14 protein-coding genes are annotated in these 18,214 nt (G+C 59.5%); 10 read left to right on the top strand and 4 right to left on the bottom strand.

Translation table 11 applies throughout. From position 1 onward, the window contains the following. The first annotated feature begins 211 nt into the window (after positions 1 to 211). The 3 genes from C492_RS08590 to C492_RS08580 all read left to right on the top strand — a co-directional run bounded on the left by C492_RS08590 (position 212) and on the right by C492_RS08580 (position 3,597). A complete protein-coding gene (locus C492_RS08590; protein ID WP_008422444.1) occupies positions 212 to 604 on the top strand; it encodes a universal stress protein in 393 nt (130 codons plus the stop codon). A gap of 377 nt (positions 605 to 981) precedes the next feature. Further along, on the top strand, positions 982 to 1,749 hold the full coding sequence (locus C492_RS08585; RefSeq protein WP_008422441.1) for an IclR family transcriptional regulator: 768 nt from the start codon (positions 982 to 984) through the stop codon (positions 1,747 to 1,749). 300 nt (positions 1,750 to 2,049) lie between these two features. Continuing rightward, entirely contained in the window at positions 2,050 to 3,597 is a 1,548-nt protein-coding gene (locus C492_RS08580; RefSeq protein ID WP_008422440.1) for a class I adenylate-forming enzyme family protein, read from the top strand. A gap of 159 nt (positions 3,598 to 3,756) precedes the next feature. On the opposite strand, the gene C492_RS08575 is transcribed toward C492_RS08580, so the two are convergent. Beyond that, positions 3,757 to 4,632, bottom strand: coding sequence for a fumarylacetoacetate hydrolase family protein (locus C492_RS08575; RefSeq protein ID WP_008422439.1), 876 nt, complete (start codon positions 4,630 to 4,632; stop codon positions 3,757 to 3,759). Positions 4,633 to 4,814: 182 nt separating this feature from the next. Here C492_RS08575 and C492_RS08570 point away from each other — a divergent pair, with 182 nt between their 5' ends. The 3 genes from C492_RS08570 to C492_RS08560 all read left to right on the top strand — a co-directional run bounded on the left by C492_RS08570 (position 4,815) and on the right by C492_RS08560 (position 6,827). Continuing rightward, positions 4,815 to 5,894: a cupin domain-containing protein gene (locus tag C492_RS08570; protein WP_049892882.1), complete on the top strand. Its 1,080-nt coding sequence runs from the start codon at positions 4,815 to 4,817 to the stop codon at positions 5,892 to 5,894. Between the two features lie 92 nt (positions 5,895 to 5,986). Continuing rightward, on the top strand, positions 5,987 to 6,172 hold the full coding sequence (locus tag C492_RS08565; protein WP_008422435.1) for a hypothetical protein: 186 nt from the start codon (positions 5,987 to 5,989) through the stop codon (positions 6,170 to 6,172). 331 nt (positions 6,173 to 6,503) lie between these two features. Beyond that, positions 6,504 to 6,827, top strand: coding sequence for a hypothetical protein (locus C492_RS08560; protein ID WP_008422433.1), 324 nt, complete (start codon positions 6,504 to 6,506; stop codon positions 6,825 to 6,827). Between the two features lie 147 nt (positions 6,828 to 6,974). Here C492_RS08560 and C492_RS08555 read toward each other — a convergent pair whose 3' ends face one another. Next, positions 6,975 to 8,210, bottom strand: coding sequence for an FAD-dependent monooxygenase (locus C492_RS08555; RefSeq protein WP_083898801.1), 1,236 nt, complete (start codon positions 8,208 to 8,210; stop codon positions 6,975 to 6,977). A 1,104-nt stretch (positions 8,211 to 9,314) separates the two neighbouring features. Here C492_RS08555 and C492_RS08550 point away from each other — a divergent pair. The 3 genes from C492_RS08550 to C492_RS08540 all read left to right on the top strand — a co-directional run bounded on the left by C492_RS08550 (position 9,315) and on the right by C492_RS08540 (position 11,846). Next, positions 9,315 to 10,118: an IclR family transcriptional regulator gene (locus tag C492_RS08550; protein WP_008422429.1), complete on the top strand. Its 804-nt coding sequence runs from the start codon at positions 9,315 to 9,317 to the stop codon at positions 10,116 to 10,118. 235 nt (positions 10,119 to 10,353) lie between these two features. After that, positions 10,354 to 11,472, top strand: coding sequence for an amidohydrolase family protein (locus C492_RS08545; protein ID WP_008422428.1), 1,119 nt, complete (start codon positions 10,354 to 10,356; stop codon positions 11,470 to 11,472). Further along, entirely contained in the window at positions 11,469 to 11,846 is a 378-nt protein-coding gene (locus C492_RS08540; RefSeq protein WP_008422427.1) for a Rieske (2Fe-2S) protein, read from the top strand. The genes C492_RS08545 and C492_RS08540 overlap by 4 nt, the downstream gene beginning before the upstream one ends. A 356-nt stretch (positions 11,847 to 12,202) precedes the next feature. On the opposite strand, the gene C492_RS08535 is transcribed toward C492_RS08540, so the two are convergent. Continuing rightward, positions 12,203 to 13,663 (bottom strand): YjiH family protein, encoded by a 1,461-nt coding sequence (locus C492_RS08535; RefSeq protein ID WP_008422426.1) that lies wholly within the window; start codon positions 13,661 to 13,663, stop codon positions 12,203 to 12,205. A gap of 618 nt (positions 13,664 to 14,281) precedes the next feature. Continuing rightward, positions 14,282 to 14,692 (bottom strand): acyl-CoA thioesterase, encoded by a 411-nt coding sequence (locus C492_RS08530; protein ID WP_008422425.1) that lies wholly within the window; start codon positions 14,690 to 14,692, stop codon positions 14,282 to 14,284. A gap of 283 nt (positions 14,693 to 14,975) precedes the next feature. On the opposite strand from C492_RS08530, the gene C492_RS08525 reads away from it, so the two are divergent. Beyond that, the gene (locus C492_RS08525) at positions 14,976 to 18,056 is read left to right on the top strand and encodes an FAD-binding and (Fe-S)-binding domain-containing protein (protein ID WP_008422424.1); all 3,081 of its coding nucleotides are present in this window, start codon (positions 14,976 to 14,978) and stop codon (positions 18,054 to 18,056) included. Positions 18,057 to 18,214: the final 158 nt, after the last annotated feature.

The raw sequence follows: 18,214 nt of genomic DNA, 5'->3' as shown, positions 1-18,214 counted from the left end.
CGTGAAATCGTTCTGATGTGTGCTGTCTACAACATCAAGCGTGCTGCGAGCTAGGCAAATCCAACACCGTATGGCGATTCACCACGGCCAAATATTCCGATTCATCGCTTAGTGATGTAACTTGTACGGAGAACACGGCTTGTGGCGGACGAGAGAGATTCTAGTCTATTTGGTCGGAAGAAATACAGTGGTGGAGGAACGAATCACTAGTATGACGAACGTACTCGTTTGTGTCGATACGGATGTCGAGCGAGCCAGGGAACAAGCCAACTCAATTGCCGAGTTACCGCTGCAAACGGACGAAGTCGAAATCGAGCTCTATCACGTCTTCCGAGCGAGTGACGAGGATGCGGACGCCGGAAACCTCAACTCGGTAGCCACGGCGAACGAACTGCTCAAGAATGCGGGATTTAGCGTTACAGTCTCTCAGTCGAGCGGCGACGCAACGCGGAACATCCTGGATAGAGCAACGGAGATAGACGCCGATGTCATCAGTCTCGCCGGCCGAAAACGTTCGCCGACCGGGAAGGTACTCTTCGGTAGCGTAACACAGGACGTCGTCCTGAAATCGGGTCGAACGGTCCTGCTAAGTACGGATAACTGACGGGAAGTCATCCTTTTTCCCGCCAGTAACCTACTCCTCTTCTCGTCCCTTCGAACACCGAATTGGACGTGTTACTCTAGGTCGAGAGCCGGCCTTTCGTTCCTCTGCAATATTTGTTCTCTCACGTGAAACAGCTGGTGGTGTATGTTAGCCGTTGCAACGGATAGAATTACATCAGTACTCATGTAATTTGATGTGCGATAGAGACAGTGATCTCCCTAAAAAGGAGCTAAAGACGTGGTAACATTTCGTATTCTGGAGTGAGAGCACGACTGAGAACCGCGTTTTCTTATAGCGAACACACCGTAGCTGTTACCTACCATATACATTAGCAATATTACGAAGATGTTATATAAGGGAAATTCAATAGAATACCTATGGGAAAACCCGACCGAGATGGACGAACCATCAAGTCAGACGAAACCTTATTCGCTATCATCGAATGTCTCAAATCACTCGAGAGCGCTGGTGTAACGGAACTCGCTCGGCGACTCGATCTGGCCAAGAGCACGGTACACAAACACCTGGTCAGTCTCGAGCAGCACCGATACGTCGTTAACGAGGGCGGCCAGTACCGACTCGGCCTTCAGTTTTTCAACGTCGGCGTTCACGTTCGGAACCAGTACGACGCCTACCACGCGGCGAAGGAGCGCGTTGACAGACTGGCGTACGAGACGGGTGAAACGACCTGGTTCCTCGTTCACGAGAACGGATTGGGAATGTTCGCGTACGGCGTTCCACAGAACGAGTCGTTCTCGTTCGATTCGACGATCGGCACGTGGGTTAACCTTCACTCGAACTCGGGCGGAAAGGCGATTCTGGCTCACCTTCCGGAAACGGAGGTACGGGGCATCCTCGAACACCACGGTCTTCCGGCTCATACCGAGAACACGATCGTCGAACGAGAAGCGCTGTTCGACGAGTTAGCGACTATCCGGGACCGGGGATACGCGATGAACTTCAGGGAGGATCTTCGAGGACTGCACGCGATCGCAGCACCGATTATCAGCGATGGACGACCAGTGGCTGCCGTCACGATCGCCGGGGCGGCGAATCGACTCACGGAGGATAGGCTGGCACGTGAACTTCGCGAGCCGCTGCTCGAGGCCGTCGACGATATCGAACTCCACCTGGTGTACGGGTAGGATGATCGGATGACGATGGCCAGGAGCGCGGCGAACGTCGGGTCGGCACGATAACGACCGCCGCTACTTGTATCTACCTTGAGACGCGTTACGTGCGCCGCAGCGAGGCACCGATAGCGTGCGAGATAGCCGTCCGAACAGCACTTCGTCGCGGACGGGCCCGACGATCGATGCAGTTTCTGGGGACAAAGTCGTTTTCCGCCCATATCAGGGCCGGCTCGAGTTGTCGGTCGTGCTTTACTGGCGGATCCATAATTATTAATACACTCTATACCGGGGTAACACATAACGAACCGACCAATGAACCTTACAGACGCATTCGAGCGGTCCGTTCGGTGTCACTCGTCGAAGACGGCGCTTGTCGTCGACGGCGAGCAGTCCCTGACGTACGGCGAGCTGGACGAACGGACGACTCGACTCGCGAACGCGTTAGATACTCGAATCCCGAACGAACGAGTCGCGACGCTCGCGCTAACGAGTACGGCCGCGATCGAAGTGATGCTCGCGAGCCAAAAGCGGGGGGTCGGAAACGTCCAGCTTCCGTTCCGAGAGAGTTCGGGAACGCTCGCGTCGATGCTCGAGCCAACTAAAGCGTCCCTTCTCGTCTTCGACGACGCGAACGCTGAAAAGGCGCTTTCGGTGCTCGATTGTTCGGAGATCGAGACGGCGATTCACACCGGCGAGAGGTCCATCGATCGCGACGACGTCGAGCACTACGAGGAGGTGATCGCAGGCGCGTCGACGGACGATATCGACCCGCATCCGGACTGCGAACACGGCGTCCTCTACACGAGCGGAACGACGGGTACGCCGAAAGCGGTGTCGTTCGATCAGGAACAGCTGTGGTACGGCAGCACGCAGGTGATCATGGAGATGGGGATCGAGGAGACGGATACGGCCCTTGTGACGACGCCGTGGTACCATATGGTGACGACCGACGCGTGGGTGCTCCCTCACTTGCAGGCGGGCGCCACCCTGGTCGTTCAATCCGAATTCGATCCTACCGAATCTCTGCGGCTCATACAGAAATACGGCGTGACGGGGCTACTCGCAGTGCCGACGCAGTTGCACTCGCTCGCGGATACTCAGGAAGACGAAGAGTACGACGTCGACAGCCTCTCGTATATTCGAACCGGCGGTTCGATCGTCACGGAACGATTGATCGAAAAGGCCTCCGAGCAGTTGTCCGACGGCGTCTACAATACCTACGGACTGACGGAGGGCGGTCCGAACCTGACGTTCGCCCATCCGTCGCTCCAGAAGGAGCATCCGGGAACCATCGGGAGGGAGTCGTTCACGTGGGAGCTCCGGGTCGTCGAAGCGGTTGGCCCCGGGGAGGATCCCGATCCGTCCGCGACCGTCGATCCGGGCGAGACGGGGGAAATCCTCGCTCGCAGTCCCGGCATGAGCGACGGTTACATGGACAGTCCCGAGGAGACCGATCGACTTCTGGTCGACGGCTGGCTTCGGACGGGCGACTGCGCCGAACTCGACGAGGACGGCTGTCTGTACATCACTGGGCGCGTGGATAATATGATAGTTACCGGCGGCGAGAACGTGTACCCCGAAGAAGTCGAGGATATCATCGAATCTCACGATCTGATCGAGGAAGCCGTCGTCGTCGGGCACGAAGACGAGCGCTGGGGCGATCGTGTGACCTGCGTCGTGTACGCCGACGGATCGACAGAGTGCGAGATCGACGATCTCGATCGATTTTGTAAGAAACACGATGAATTGGCCGACTTCAAGCGTCCGCGCGAGTACGAGATAGCTGACGAACCGCTCCCGCGAACCGAGACGGGAACAATCGAACGGGACTCGATCCACGCCGAGTTCTTCGACCAGTAAATCGGTTCCGGGGAGCCGATTTGATGGTTCTATCAATAGATTACTCGGCATCACGCTGCGGAACGACAAAGTAGTTCGATACCGCGTGTTTCTCTTCGGTGACGACGGTCGGGACTTCCCTGCGAAGCGCCGAAAAATAGGGTCGTTCGATCGACGGCGTTACTCGTCTTTCTGGCTCTTCTGGACGTCGACGTCCTCGAAGGAGAGATCGCGTTCGGTAACCTCGACGGTCATCGAACCGACGTCTTCGATCTCGGCGTCGATGGTGTCGCCGCCCTCGATCGCGCTGACGCCCTCCGGCGTCCCGGTCGTGATAACGTCGCCGGCCTCGATGGTGGCGCCGATCGAGGCGTATTCGACGATATCGGCGCAGCTGTAGATCATACCGCCCGTATTCTGTTGCTGTTTGGTCTCGCCGTTGAGCTGGAGTTCCATCTCGAGATCGTGGGGGTCGTCGATCTCGTCCGGCGTCGCGACGCAGGGACCGATGATTGTGAACGTGTCGTAGGATTTTCGGTTCGAGCGGTCCTGATCGCCGCGGACGGAGACGTCCAGTAGGATCGTGTAACCCAGGATCGCGTCCCAGACGTCGTCGGCGTCGACGTCCTTGACGTCCTCGCCCATGACGAACCCGAGCTCGATCTCGTGGTCGACGCGACGGTCGTTAAAGGGCAGCTCGATGCCGTCCTCCGGTCCGGCGACGCTCGACGGTGCCTTGAGGAAATAACCCTTATCCTCGATCGTAAACCACTCTTCGGTGACGATGTCCTTGTCGGCTAGCGCCTCCTCGACGTGGTTTTCGTAGTTCAGCGGCGCCGCGATCACCTTCCCGGGGCGACGAACGGGCGATTCGACGGTGACTTCCCCGCGGTCGTAGTCGGGAGATTCACCCTCGTATTCGCTCGCGTCGAGATCCTTCCGGGCGTACTCCTTGAGCGGGTCGTTCGTCTCGAGGCCGAGTCGGTCCGTGACGTCGACGATGCCGCTGCCGGTCAGCAGTCCAAGTCGATCGTCGTTGAATCTAACGAGTCGCACAGTAGGTGCACTGCCAGCCGCCCACATAAATCATCCTTTCTCCGTCGAGGACGATGGCGAACGATAATTGGGTTTCGATGTAACCCTACGCGGCGAACGAACTCGCGGACGTTCCGTCCCGTATAGCACGTCGAACGCGGACCTCCAACACACTTATGGGACCGTTCCACAAACACCTAGCTATGGCACAAGAAGAGCCAGAGGAACTCCTAGAGCTCAGTTCCGACACTCGGAGCACCCTCGAGAAGCACAACCTGCGTCCGCTCTGGGAAGTCGAAGACGATATGGGACATCTCCTCAACGACCTCGAACCGGACATCTGGAAGTGGGAGGACATTCAGGCCGCCATCGACGGTATCGAGGCAGACGTGCCGATCGCCGACTTGCCGCCGGGGTTCCAGCGACGAGTCGCGGTTCCGATCAACGCCGAACACGCGATCTCGAATACGATCTACGTCGGCGTGCAGACGGTTTCGCCGGGCGAGACTGCCCCCGCCCACCGCCACGCCGCCAGTGCCCTCCGGTTCACCATTGACGGCCACGAGGACATGAAGACGGTCGTTGCAGGCGAGGAGTTCCCGATGAAGGACAACGACCTCGTCACGACGCCACAGTGGGAGTGGCACGACCACGTTAACGACTCCGACGAAACGGCTGCATGGCTCGACGTCCTCGATCTCCCACTATTCCTCGACACGCTGAACAACACGCACGTCTTCGAGAACCACGAACTCGAGCGCCAGCCGGTCACGAAGACACAGGGGTACTGGGACTCCCAGTACGGACGCGGTCGTCCCGAGAGCGAGAAGAGCGACGGTTCCATTCCCGGCCCGTTCGAGGGGAACAAGGAACCGACACCACCGTATCGCTTCGGCTGGGACGACATGCTAGAGTCGCTCCGCCAGCGCGCCGACAACGACGACCCCGATCCCCACGACGGGTACAGCCTCGCGTACGTCAACCCGGCCACGGCGGAACCGCCGCTGTTTCCGACCATGTCGTTCCGAGCACAGTTGCTCAACGACGGACCGACGGACCCCCACTTCCACAACTCCACGGAGGTCTACTTCGTCGTCGAGGGCGAAGGCGCGACCCACGTTGACGGCGAAGCGCTAGAGTGGGGACAGTGGGACATTTTCGTCGTTCCGCCGGACGCACCGCACCACCACGAACCCGACGACGAAGCGATCCTGCTGGGCATGACCGATCGTCCAATCCTCGAGTCGATGAACTTCTACGCCGAGGCTGCAGTCGACGAGTGACTCGTTTCTAATAACCCGTCTCTCTTCTCGCGCGGGATCGAGAGAGTCGTGAATGGGTAATACTCTTATGGATCAATCGACACTGTTTCTGCATGGCAGAGTTCGACAATCCGTACGTCGACGAGGATCCGTTCGTCCGAGCACACTTTGACTGTCTGGATTGCGGCGGGAAGCTCTGGGAGTACGCGATTCAGGGCCAAATGGTCTGTGAGGATTGTCGAAGCGTCTTCCGGTCGGAGCGAGTCTTCGACGCCACCATCGAACGACCCGCAGAGTAAGACTTCACCGTTGCACCTGCGCCGCGATCACGCCAACAGCCAGGTAGATTCCATACGCCCCCGCGCAGACCGCGGATCACGACTCGGGGCGCAGTAGCCGACGAACAGGACGAGCAACAGGAACGCGGCCGTGATGGCGACAATAGGTGTGATGTCGATATTTAAATGCCTCATTGACGGCACCGATCGTCCCCGTACCCTCGGTGGGTCAGTCCCAACCTACTTTGCTTCGGATTTCGTCGCCGGCCATCACGTCCCGCTACGTTCGTAATTTACCGGTTACCGCGGCGAATGGAATGGATTTACATAGGCCGGGGAATTAACTGCCAGTATGGTACTCGAGACGAGCATCGAGGACGCCGCAGCGAAGCGAGAGGACCTTCCGAACGCCGACGAAGTGTACGACGAAGACGAGGAGATTCCCGTCGAGGACGTGTTCGACGACGCGTTCGTCCGGAAACGGACCGACTTCGAGTCATTCGACGAACTGGTCGCAGCCAGCCCCAGCGAGGCTGACTCCGCAGCAACGCTCGAGACGGTTCCCCACGGCGAGTGGAACGAGTTCGTCGCCGAGACGACCGAGTTCGAAAACGAAGAGTCGTTCGTGCTGGCCGCCCGCGATCACTGGGTCGCCAAGCGGCTTGATCTGGTCTGAGGAGGTTAGGGTTCACGTCTCCGATCGACATCTTGTCGTGAGAACTCGCTCGAATCGTGTCGATCCTACACTCGAGCGTCTCGTTACGCCGTAATCAAGTGTCGATTCGCTCCTTCTCGGAGAAAAGAAACCGATACCGGTCGTCGTTCAGTAGTTGCCGGTCGAGACGATCGGCGGCGAGCCGTGGGGTCCGTACGGCGCGTCGTCGAGCCACTCGCCGGCGGTCTCGAAGTAGTCAGACATCTCGGCGGCCACTTCCTTCCGAAGCACCGTCACCGGATCGTCGCCCTGGAGGTACTCGAGGGCCTGACCGGCCGCTCCGAGGTTGTACTCGGCCGCCTTCTCACGACGTGCCGCGTAGAGTTCGACTTCGTCGCGTGCGACCGCGTCGGTGCGCGCATTCAGTGCCACGGCAATAGCGGAGGCGGCTTCGTCCGCATCGGCGACGCCGGAGTTCATTCCGCGAGCACCGAAGGGGGCCAGCAGGTGTGCGGCCTCGCCGGCCAGCAGCACGCGGCGCTGATCGTCGACGAACGAGTCCGCCATTACCTGCAGGAAGTGGTAGGTCGAGATCCACTTCAGACCGTCCGTGTATTCCTCGCCCATGATGTCGCGGACGAACTCCCGCATCTGCTCCTCACTGCTGAGTTCCTCGGGGTCATCGCCCTCGATACACTGAATGTCCAGACGCCACCCACCGGTGAAGGGAACCAGCAGAACGTTCCGACCGTCTGTCTCGGGAGCGTCGTAGTGGAACATTCGCTCGAGATCCGGATGCCCGTCCTCGATCTCTTCGTCCTCGATATCGGCGATGATGAAGGCGTTCTCGGACTGGTCGCCTTCGAAGTCCGACCCGATCTCTTTGCGGACGGTCGAACCGCCGCCGTCGGCCCCGATTAGGTACTCCGTCCACCACTCTTGATCGTCGGCCGTTTCGACGCGAACGCCCTCGGACGAGGAATCCACCGAGACGACCTCGGACTCCCAATGGATATCGATACCGATTTGGTCCAGTGCCTCGTGCATGTACCGTTCGGTCACCACCTGCGGAACGCTGGTAAAGTGCGGGATATCGCCGGAACCGCCGGCCGAGTCGTACGTCCGGTTGAAAACCTCCTTGCCGCGGAACAGCGTCCGCCGCGTCGGCCAGACGAGTCCTTCATCGACGAGGTCGGTACCTAGTCCCGGGTGGATCCGCTCGAGGGTCCGAAGCGTCGTGCCGTGCACGTAGATAGCACGGCTCCCGGACCGATCCCGGTCCTCGGGCTCTGCCTCGAGGATCGCCGTCTCGATTCCGCGTGCGTGCAATGCGAGTGCGGCCGTCATACCGACTGGTCCAGCACCTGCAACCAGCACTGGTACGTCGGTCGTTTCACCGCTCATGCTGAGCAGTGACGCAACGCGGTGTGATAGTAGTTGTGGTTGTCCACTGCAACCCCTCTTGTAGATGACGATAATCGATTTATACTCGGCCCGAATTACATTCAACGAAGCCACTCGCAAGTCTTCGGACCACGAGTGTCGAATCGAAAGCAACAGTTCGTTCGACGGGTCGGAGACTGGACCGGGTGACACAACGGGAGTCACCGCTTTCTCGTGTTCGGCGACCATGATGATCGATTCTCCCAACATTAGCGCCATGTCGAGGTCGGGTCGATTGATGTTGGTCACGCTGAATCACCTTCTCGTAGAATTCCGATGAGACGGTATCCGAGCGCCGACGCGGCGGACGCGAATCCTCGAAGGGTTCGTCTCGTGCCTGTCGGCAAGCCCGACGAAAACTCTGCATCCGCTGAAGTGTTAGCGACTCTCTGCTGGCAAAAATAACAGATAGGAGTCACCGACACCGAGAATAGGAGTACCGAGCCACTTGGCATGGCCTGTCAGCCACCGACCACGACGACGGAATTAAACGAGTTCCCGTGAAGTGGCAGAATCACGGTTGTGAACCCAGAGCTCCACTGCTCGGAATTCCTGCGTCCTCAGGTACGAGGGAACGTCAAGATGCTGTCCGAGGTTTGTGATCGTCTCAACCGTAGATATTTGAGCTGGCTCCTCGTGAAGGTCGGTTTATGATCTGGTCTCGTTTCGCGATCGTACCGCTGGTCCCGTGACGAAACATTGCTGATTGCGACTGTTGCCGACCCCCTTCTCGTTACAAACTGCGATACGGTTAGATAACATCTCACATCTACCTCCTTAACGAATAAATTGTGAAATGGGCAATATACCCAACTATTTATAGATCTATCTAGCTATTATTCCAGAATACACAACGCACGTGCAGAATTTACAGAGGTGTGGCTGTCTACGTGTTCTCTATATTGTACTGTCAGTTCGCCCAAACTGCTTCGAATTCGTAGCCACCAGCTTTCGAGATGCCCATCTTCTGGAGACCCGTTCCATAGTCGTACTCGCGTGTTACTGCCCGTCTCTCCTTTTGATATTAGCAAAAACGTATTGCTGCTCGAGTACGTCTCTCGTTCTATGACCACGGACGACGAACCACGGCGGATTCAGTCTGCAGACAGGGTCTGTGATATCCTCGAGTACTTGCGGGACGGGGATCAGACGACGGTCTCGGAAGTGGCCGACGCCGTCGGGCTGTCACCAGGGACGGCCCACACGTATCTTGCGACACTCGAATCGCGCGGGTTCGTGCGGAAGCGGGATGGGAAGTACCAACTCGGCCTCGCACTCCTACCTTACGGAGAACACGTCCGCCTTCAGAACAATCTCTATCAAGCCGCCAAAGCGGAGCTGCATCGTCTTGCACACGATAGCGACGCTACCGCACACCTCATGACCGAATACGAGGGTCGGTTGATCGTGTTGCACGAGGCGTTCGGCGAGAACGCGATCGGGACGGAGTACCATCCGCGCAAGCGAGAACGGCCTCAGACGCACCTTCACTGTACGTCCGCCGGAAAGGCGATTCTTGCTCATTTGCCGGACTACCGAGTCGCCCGGGTTATTGAGGACCAGGGTCTCGCGTCCTATACGTCGTCAACGATTACGGACGAGGCCGAACTTGTCGCCGAACTCGAGACCGTACGGGACCGCGGGTTCGCACTGAACGATCAGGAACAGATGCACGGCATTCGAGCAGTCGGTGCACCGATTCGCTACGACGGGGATCGGGTCCTCGGTGCAGTCAGCCTCTCGGGAGCGGCGAGTAACTGGAGCGGCGACCGGTTCCGCCGGGACCTGCCGGAAAAGGTTATGCGGGCCGCAAACGCCATCGAGGTGAACCTCCATTCGGAACCTGATGAGGGGATCAGCCCTGATTGAGACACCTGGCGGAGAACGCTACGTCTCGACCGCTCGTCTGACCGACTAGACGCCGAGTACTCGACACATCTCTGATGAACGGACCTATCAGGGGATCCGTGGAACGTCTGAGAACGGTTTTGACATCATCAAAAACGAGCCGAGAACGGCACGGACGCCTATAATTAGGTGCTGGTACGGGAAATCGGTTCCCCTGAACGCGGGAATATATGTCAGGGTATACGTTGTACAACCAATGCTGGAGTCCGACGAAACCCAGCCGAGACAAGAAACGTTAGACGAGTACTACGTCATCGACGGCGACTGCCACTACATGGAGTCGTTCCACGATGTCGCCGAGTACATGGAGGAGCCGTGGAAGACGAAGTTCGAGGGCAGCAACTTCGACGAGAAAGGGGCCAAGCAGAACCTCAGCTCGTTCTTCCCCTTCTCGACCGGTGATCGACAGGCGCACGGAAAGATTACCCGCGAACACTCCTCGTACCCCGACGAACCCGAGACTCCCGAGCGCATTCGAGATGGGATGAAGTCGATCGGTGTCGACGAGACGCTGTTGATCTCGCATCTCATCCTCTCCGGCGCCGGAACCACCGCCGACGACGACCGACAGACCGCGTTCGCGAAAGCCTACGTCGAGTACATGCTCGAAGAAGTGCTTGATCCCGGCGACGGAATCCACGGGCTCGCTCCGATTCCGTACAGCGACGTCGACGCGTCGCTCGAAATCCTCGACCGGATCGAGGGTGAGGACGCCTACGTTGGCGCCTGTTTCGTCACCGCCGGCGCGACGCCGCCGCTCGGCAACCGCAAGTACGATCCGCTCTACGAGCGCTGCGAGGAGCTCGGTCTCCCAGCCGTGTTCCACACGGGCGGTGCCGGACTCGACGAGTACGTCCGAGCGGGCTATCAGGAGATGCTTGAGACTCACACCCTCGGATTCCTCGAGTCGAACATGTCTCAGATCGTCAGCCTCGTTGTCCAGGGCGTCCCCGAGAAGTTCCCCGACCTGGACATCGTCTTTATGGAGTCGGGGATCACCTATCTTCCCGGCCTGATGGCGCGTCTCGACGAGGAGTACCTCAAGCGTCCCGAAGAAGCTCCGCTGCTTGAGAAGAAGCCAGGCGAGTACATTACTGACTTCTACTACGGCACGCAGCCGCTGGAGGTTTCCGCCGAGACCGAGTACCTCGAGAAGTGTTTCGATCTGGTCGGCGCGGACAGCCTGATGTTCGCCTCGGACTACCCGCACTGGGACTACGACCGTCCGACGACGGTCACTGATCTGCCGTTCCTCTCGGAGGACGAGAAGAAACAGATCCTGTCGGAGAACGCTAAGGAGGTATTCGGCCTATGAGCACGACGGAATTGATCGAAGTCAAACCCGACGCGAAGTTCGAAGATGGTGACCGGGAACTGGTCGAGGTAAACGGCGTCGAAGTCGGCGTACTTCGCGTCGACGGGGAGTACTACGCGGTCAGGAATCAGTGTCTCCACGACTGCGGACCAGTCGCCGAGGGTGCAATCGGAAAGAAACTCGTCGGCGAGTTCGTCGAGCCCGGGAAACGCGTAGAGAAGGAATACGATGACGATGAGCCGATCATCTCCTGTCCGTGGCACGGCTGGTCGTACGACCTCGAGTCCGGCGAACAGCTCGCCGACGATGACATCGTCTTGCCGACGTACGACGTCGTCGTCGACGACGGCGTCGTTTACGTCGACTGTCAGTAACTCGGCTCTATTTTATATAGGTACTCTCGAGCGCGTACCGTCGTTCCCGAAGCGTCGAGAAAGGCAGTGGTGGCCTCCCGAATGTCCACCCGAGGGCTCGTCTGATCCCTCTCCGCCGACGAGTGTCCTGGTAGCCGCCGAGACCTGTATGTGGCTCGGATATCCTGGCACTCCGGAGTTGCGGCTTGTTCTCGAGACATCGAACGAACTCGCACCTGCAGTATCGAGGCCAGCGCATCGAAAACGAACTGCTATCGAAAGCGAGCGCTTGTAACGGGGCCCGGGCCATCTACCGGGGGACCGGGCGTGCCAGATTCTGAGACCTATCCGAACGCGTTAGGTCGATAACATCCTCCTCAGATGAGCCCCAGAGCTGCGACGCCGTGGGTTAGTACAGCGGCGATGGGAATCAGCAGCGCCGTACGGAGTATCAGAATAAGAGTGAGATCGCGGAACCGCATCGGGACGTCGTCGAACATATCGACCATCATGGGGGCCGACGCGGCGAAGAAGATCGCCTGTGCGCTCGTAATGATCACGACGAACACTTTCGTCACCAGATCCGTTCCGACGACGAGCGTCGCACCGATAAAGTACTCGGCCGTGCCACCAATGATTCCCGTGGCCGCCATTTCCGGGTCAGGAATGCCGAGGACGGTCATTAGTGGGACGAGCGGTGCCGCAAGGTACTCGAAAAACGGCGTGTACGCCTCGAGCAGGAGAACGCCGGTCCCGATCGTCAACACGGTACCGATGATCATCGCGGTGAGTTTCGTCCCGTCGACGAAACCGTTGATCGCCGCACGGGGAATCGATTCGCCCTTCTCTGCGGTTTTCACGCCTTCGCTGAAGGCGAACCGGAAGTAGTCGACAACGGAGCCGGTGAACATCGGCTCGGGATCGGGTTCGGCGATGTACTCCTCGGGCACCGTTGAGAGTGGTGGAATTCGGACGAGGACCGCTGCGACGATGAGAGTCGCAATCATGTACAGCGCGACGAGAAGCGGGAAGATGTGGAGGATCTCGAGCACGGCGGCGACCGCGCCGACCGTTCCGAGGTTGGCGGTGGCGAAACACGTACAGATTACGAACACCTCGCGCTTGTTGTACCCGCCGCGATCGAAGACGTTTCGGGTGAGATAGTAGCCAACGCTGAACGATCCGAGCCACGAGGCGGCACTATCGAGGGCCGAGCGGCCGGGAAGGTTGAACAGCGGTCGCATGATCGGCTGGGCTAGCGTTCCGATGAACTGGAGGCCGCCGAGTTCGGCGAGCAGATTGACGAAGATGCCGCCGAGGGGAATCACGAGCGCGACCGTGACCATGAGGACCTCCCAGGCTATTCCGGTGATATTGTCGGCGAGCAACCACTCAGGACCGACGCCGAAAAACATCGCGACCCCGAGGAACATCGCTATCACGCGGAACGCCCAGAACGGTTTCGACGTCTGCCAGTAATCGATTTGGAGCCACTTTTGCGTCCGTTCCTCGAGCGTGATCGCACCCTGGTAGTGCAGCATCGTGATCGTCGTCAGAATCCCGCCGGCAAACAGTACTCCCATGATGAATAGTTCGACGGTGAGCATCGACGTTTCCGTAATCCAGGTCATCAAAACGTCGAGCGGAATCGTCGTCTGCCCGTTGTGTTGTACCGGAAGGAGGAAGAAAAACGCTCCAGCCGTGAACGCGACGATAAACTTCAACGTCGGTCTGAGTCGTTTCTCGACGAGAGTAACGTCGCTTATCGACTTCGTGTCGGGTTTCACCGACTCTCCCGAAACGTGATCGTCGTCCTCCCAGCTCTGGCTACCAAGCATATTGCGACAAATCCTGGCATGTGTCATAAAAACACCGATCATATGTCGGGATAAGTTCTATTGTAACTATGATTGGATACATGCGATTAAGGCGTTTCTGTAGAAATAATCTAGCAGACTAATTTATAGCATCCACTGACGGGCCCGAGACGTTGAATTCGACCAAGCGTGCCGAAGTAACTAGCTACGATCGGACGTCTTGCAGTTACCGTGTTTCAGTCAAACGGTAGCGCGGAGCCCCCTTCCTTAACGAGCCAGCCCATAAGGGCGAGCGAAGTAGGGTGTGATCGGTTACTTCCTGCGTTCGTCCGATCCGTGTCGTGTAGCGGCCGCCGATGCTGGATCCGACGATTTCCCCCCATGTCAACTATCGCGTCGTGAGACGGATGAAAAACTGGGGGGTGGGTGGCTGACACGCAGTCGGTGTACCGTTCTACGGCTGATCAAAGTTCCGAGTAGCCCCGAGATCGGAAGCGGTTCGGTTTGCTGGAAGTCTCTCGAAATTCCGCATACGGCTGGAGAACCGATACTCCCGACGGACCACCGATCGTTCGAGGAGCTCGACGGGGAGACGCATCAAGAGTAGCTCCTGGTCGGTTGTTCGACGTCCCGACCGGTTCAGTCGTCGCTAGAAGCGCCGTTTTCAAGCGCGTCGCGCAGATCGTCGGGGACTGTAATACCGCCGTCGCCATCGACGGGTACGCAGACGCGGTGTTCAGTCCCGGTGAAGACGGTCTCGTCGGCGTGAGTCGCCCGATAGTCGAACTCGACGCTAGACTTTCCGACGGTCGCATTGATCTCGATCTCGACTTCATCGCCGCCCTCGACCTGTCCCTGGAAGTCGAAGTCCATCGAGACGAGGGGGAGACCCAGTTCGTGTCGCTCGTGGAGTTCCCAGTAGGGCCACCCGATCTCCTCCATGAACATATCCGACGTCTCGTGGACTGCGTCGATCATCCGCGGATAGTGGGCGATACCGAACGGATCCGTATCCGAGAAGCGAACGGTCCAGGTCCGTGTGTAACTCATACGATCGATTCGAAGACGGACTGCGGTCCTGATAAATCTACTGTCGAACCGGCTCGAGTCCACTCGATCACAAACCGAGGGGTCGCAGCCCCCCGGATATCGGCTCTCGTTCCAGAAGACGGGTGCAAGTATTGCCTGGATCCGCGGACGAAAACGTCAACGTTACTTGCTCGGTTGTAAAACGAATACTCGTGACGCGATACCACAGGGATGGATCGACGCGCGATCGAACGCATTCCCGCCGCGAGAATCGCGGGGATCCGCCCGTAATCGGCAACTGACTATGACTGCGAGTCCTGATACAGCGCTCGACGACATCGACGCCGAGCCGGCGACCGACGAACGGGCCGACTACGACTACGTCTCGGACGGCGTTGACCGCCCGGATCTGGTCGCCGACCTCCGCGATCGGATCGACGGCGACGTTCGGTTCGACACCTACACCCGCCAGCTGTACGCGACCGACGCGAGTGCGTACCGGGAGACGCCGATCGGCGTCATTTTCCCGACCTCAACTGCCGACGTCGCGAGCGTCGTCTCCTACTGCGCCGACCGTGAGATTCCCGTCTTGCCGCGGGGCGGCGGGACGAGCCTCGCGGGTCAGGCGATCAACGAGGCGGTCGTCCTCGATTTCACCCGTTACATGGACGACGTCCTCTCGATCACCCCGGACGATCGACGCGCGAGCGTCCAGTCGGGAGTCGTCCTCGAGGAACTCAACGACGCGCTCGCTACCCACGGGCTGAAGTTCGCACCCGACCCCGCCGCCGGCAACCGCAGCGTTATCGGCGGTGCGATCGGGAACAACTCGACCGGGGCCCACTCGCTGATCTACGGGAAGACGGACGCCTACGTCGAGGAGTGCGAGGCCGTCCTAGCTGATGGGACGGTCGCCACGCTCGGCGACGTCGAAGTCGAGGAGTTGCGCGAGCGGGCCGACCCCAACGGGGACCTCCTCGAGCGCGTCTCCGCCGAGGTCGTCCGGATTATCGACGAGGATGCCGACGCGGTCCGCGAGCGGTTCCCCGACCTGAAACGCAACGTCTCCGGCTACAATCTCGACGTGCTTGTCGAGGAGGCCGAGACGGGCACCGTGAACCTCGCACATCTACTGGCTGGTAGCGAAGGAACGCTGGCCGTCATCACCGAGGCCGAGGTTGCCCTCGAACCCGTTCCGGAAACGAAGGCGGTCTCCTTGTTGTTTTACCAGAGCGTCCTCGAGGCCGTGACGGACGTCCAGCACGTCCTCGAGCACGATCCGGCCGCGGTCGAACTCATCGATGACGTACTCCTCGGGCTGGCCCGGAACACGGCCGAGTTCGAGGACATCGCGGCGCTGGCTCCCGAGAACGCCCAGGCGGCTCTGCTGGTCGAGTTCTACGCCGAGGACGACGATCACGGACGGAAACGAACCGCGGGTCTCCTCGCCGACCGCGTCCCCGGGAGCGACAGCGAGGCGGCTCCGCCGACGGACCGACCGGAGACCGACGAGGTCAACGCCTTCGAGGGACTCGAGGCACACGCTGCGGACGAGCGCGACCAGTTTTGGAAGCTCCGCAAGGCCGGCCTGCCGATTCTGCTGTCGCGGACCTCCGACGAGAAACACATCAGCTTCATCGAGGACTGTGCGATCCCACCCGAACACCTCCCCGAATTCGTCGAGCGGTTCCAGTCGCTGCTCGTCGAGAAGAACCGCGACGTCGACGCGGCATTCTACGCTCATGCCGGCCCGGGAGTTCTCCACGTTCGTCCGCTGGTGAACACGAAGGCGGCTGCCGATCGCGAGGATATGGTCGAGATCGCCGACGAAGTAACCGACATGGTCGTCGAATTTGGCGGTTCTGTCTCGGGTGAACACGGCGACGGTCACGCCCGTACCCAGTGGAACCGCAAACTCTACGGCGAGGAGCTGTGGAAGACTTTCCGCGACCTGAAGACGGCGTTCGATCCGAACTGGTTACTCAACCCCGGCAACGTCTGTGGCGACCATAACATGACCGAGAACCTTCGGTACGACGATGAATACAGCCACGATGCGGGTTTCGATCCTGCTCTAAACTGGGAGAATGAGAACGGGATGCAGGGGATGGTCGAACTCTGTCACGGCTGTGGCGGGTGTCGAGGCGAACAAGAGACGACCGGTGGCGTGATGTGTCCGACCTACCGTGCTGCCGATGAGGAAATCACCGCAACCCGGGGCCGAGCAAATCTCCTCCGAGACGCGATGAGTGGCAATCTTCCTGACGATCCAACTGACGACGAGTTCGTCGAGGAAGTCCTCGATCTCTGTATCGGCTGCAAGGGCTGTGCACGTGACTGTCCCAGCGAGGTCGATATGGCCAAGCTCAAGACGGAAGTCAAGCACGCGCGTCACCAGGAACACGGCTCGAGCCTCCGGGACAAGCTGTTCGCCAACTTCGATCGGCTCGCACCCCTGGGAAGCGCCCTCGCACCGCTCTCGAACCTCGCTCAGGAATTCCCCGGGGTCGGAACGATCACCGAGAAGACTGTCGGCATCGCGCGCGAGCGGTCGCTTCCGGAGTTCCATCGCGAAACCGTCAAGGAGTGGTTTGAGGATCGCGGCGGGTCGCAGATCCCGGAGAGCGACGCAACGCGGAAGGCCGTCTTCTTCGTCGACAGCTACAGCAACTACAGCCATCCTTCGGTCGGCAAGGCGACGGTCCGTGTCCTCGAGGCTGCCGGCGTCCACGTCGACGTCGCGAAACGAACCGATAGCGGCCGGCCAGCGCTCTCGAAGGGGTTCATCGATACGGCCCGTGAGACGATGCGTTCGAACGTTGCCGAACTCGCGCCCCGCGTTGACGACGGGTGGGACGTCGTCCTCGCAGAACCCTCCGATGCGGTGATGTTCCAGTCCGATGCGCTCGATCTGCTTGGCGGGCGAGCCGTCGAATCGGTCGCGGCGAACTCGTACGGTATCTGTGAGTACCTCGATGCGTTCCGGCTCGACGCGAATGTCGACTGGAACACGCCCGCGGAGTCGTTAGCATACCACGGCCACTGCCACCAGAAGGCGACAAAAAAGGACCACCATGCCGTTGGTGTCCTCCGACGCGCCGGCTACGCCGTCGATCCGCTCGACTCGGGCTGTTGTGGCATGGCTGGCGCCTTCGGTTACGAGGCCGAACACTACTCGCTGAGTCAGTCGATCGGCGACATCCTTGTCGACCAGATCGACGATAGCGATGCGACCGTCGTCACTGCGCCCGGGACATCCTGCCGGACCCAACTCGGAGACAAGCGCCTCGAACCGGTTCCGGCCGATAGCTCGCTCGCGGGCAGCGCCCTCGACGACGACGAACCGCCGACACCGATCGAACTACTCGCCTACGCAGTTCAGTAACGCTCGGCCGTCCCCCGCTTTCGTTGGAGGCATACCTCAGAGGCGCAATACCACTAGGATGCGAAGCGCAGTCGGTTGGTGCGACAATTTACCGTTCGTCGTATGTTTGAATGTAATTATCCGCCCATGTGTAACCGATCTAGTACCAAGTAGAATTG

This window comes from Natronococcus jeotgali DSM 18795 (assembly GCF_000337695.1).
In the GTDB taxonomy this organism is placed as follows: Archaea; Halobacteriota; Halobacteria; order Halobacteriales; family Natrialbaceae; genus Natronococcus; species Natronococcus jeotgali.
The sequence above is the reverse complement of the archived record's forward strand: the minus strand, read 5'-3'. Positions and strand labels throughout refer to the sequence as shown.